The following is a 1,892-nucleotide window of genomic DNA, read 5'->3' as shown; positions in this document are numbered from 1 at the left end:
CATGTGCCCATGCTGTCAGGCCGACGACCGCGCAACGCTTGATTCACCCTGCGCGGAGGAATCCGGTGACGGACCCGGTCCGGGAACGGGCATGCAGTCCTGCCGTGCGAGGCTGACCGCCCAATCCCGCGTCCCGCCTTCGGTACGGAGCACGATGCTGATCGGAACAGCGCCTCTCGTCGATCGAGTCGGACTCCGCCCGCCCGCGGCACGCGCAGGCTGGTCACCGGGATCCCTCGGCCTGCGTCTCGCGCTGGCATCGGCCGCGATCGCCCTGGTGTGCGTGTTCGCCCGGTTGCCCGGCCCCCTCCCCGGCATCCAACGCGCTCCGGATCTCGAGACCGCCTTCGTGCCGTCCGTCCGGGCTTCGCCGGCGCAGCCGGCGATCGCGCCCGCCCGGTTCGGCCTCGCCGAGCCTGGGCCCGATCCGGTGCGGGTCGCCGCCCCGGTCGATCCGCGGACGGGCCTGCGCGAGGACACGCTGATGCGCGGCGATGTGGCTGCGATCGAGGCGCCTGCGCTGCGGATCGTCCTCACGCGCGGAACGCTCACCGGACCGCCGCCGTCGCTGTTCGTCCTGATGGCCCGGCGGGCCGCCAACGGCCCAGCCCTCGACCGCCCTGCCCTTGCGGTCGCGCGGACCGGAGCCCGCGGCCAGATCCGGACCCGGTTCGGCGCGGTCGAGACCCTGGAGATGACCTTCGCCGGACCGACGCAGCGGAGCTGCACGGGTTTCGTCACACGGGAGACGGGGTTTCAGCTCGATGGATGGCTCTGCGCCCCCCTCGGCCATCCTCCGGAACCGCAGGCCGTGGCCTGCCTGCTGGATGCGCTGAGCCTCGTCGATCTTGCCGATCCCGACACGACGGCGGCCTTCGCTGCCGTGCCCGACCCCGCGAGCGCCTGCCCGGCGACAGCCGGCGCGGAACCTTCGAGCCGGACCGGATCGTTAATCCGACGGCCGCAAAATAAAAAATGAGGCCACAGTGTGGCAAATCGCACAAGCTCAGCCATAAGGGCGGAACAACAGCCTCGCCCAAGCGTCTTCTTGTCAAAGGCGGCGAACTGTTAAGCTTCGGTCGCCATACTGATGGCACTCATACACAAGGTTGGCCATGCGCTCGCTCAAGATCGCCCTTCTCGGCGTTGTCGCCGCCACCGGCCTCGGCGTTCTGGCCTCCGCGCCGGCTGAGGCGCAGGATGGTTTCGTTTCCGGCCCGATCTACCGGGTCAGCCGCCCGCTCCCGATCCGGGTGCGCCCGCGCAGCTGGCTGGATGCCGGCAATGTGCCGCTCACCTCGAACGTCCCGGGTGCCGGCGGTTCGCGGAATCCGGCTCTGAACCCCTACCTGATCGCAGCGTCCAACCAGCTGACCCCGCCCTACGGCCCGACCGACCGCTTCGGCCGCGGGATCCTGCCGGACCCGATCACCAACGGACCGTTCATCGGCGCCCGTTCGAGCGCGATCCGCAACGTCGACCTCTCCTTCGTCGATCGCCTGGATCCGACCTCGCCGCTCTACGGCCGCCCCTACTGAGCGGCTCCCACAAACAGCGTGAATGTCGCGAAGCGCGGGTCCTTGGGCCCGCGTTTTTCGTTTGGCATCCATCCCGGGCACGCCTTCACCGGCGCCGGATATCCTGTATGCCAAGTGCCGCGGGAGCAGATCCGCTGCCGAGGCCGGGAACAGTGCCATGAAGCCGTTCGACTGGGTGACCGGGTATCCGTCCCTGCGCATGCCGATGTTCGGGCGCAACTGTGTCGCCACCTCGCACGCGCTGGCGGCACAGGCCGGCATCCAGATGCTCCAGGCCGGCGGGAACGCGGTCGACGCCGCGATCGCCACGGCGGCCGCCAAGACCGTGACCGAGCCGTGCAGCAACGGCCTCGG

The 1,892-nt window shown here is 70.0% G+C and carries 3 protein-coding genes; all 3 read left to right on the top strand.

Features of this window, described 5'->3' with window-relative positions:
• Nucleotides 1-154 precede the first annotated feature (154 nt).
• Entirely contained in the window at nt 155-979 is an 825-nt protein-coding gene (locus I53_RS11130; RefSeq protein WP_251982296.1) for a hypothetical protein, read from the top strand.
• 136 nt (nt 980-1,115) lie between these two features.
• Entirely contained in the window at nt 1,116-1,538 is a 423-nt protein-coding gene (locus I53_RS11125; RefSeq protein WP_043350497.1) for a hypothetical protein, read from the top strand.
• A gap of 157 nt (nt 1,539-1,695) precedes the next feature.
• Nucleotides 1,696-1,892: gamma-glutamyltransferase (locus I53_RS11120; protein ID WP_043350494.1), on the top strand; the 197-nt coding region annotated here is incomplete at its 3' end.

The sequence above is a fragment of the Methylobacterium sp. B1 genome, from assembly GCF_000333255.1.
Classification (GTDB): Bacteria; Pseudomonadota; Alphaproteobacteria; order Rhizobiales; family Beijerinckiaceae; genus Methylobacterium; species Methylobacterium fujisawaense.
The sequence above is the reverse complement of the archived record's forward strand: the minus strand, read 5'-3'. Positions and strand labels throughout refer to the sequence as shown.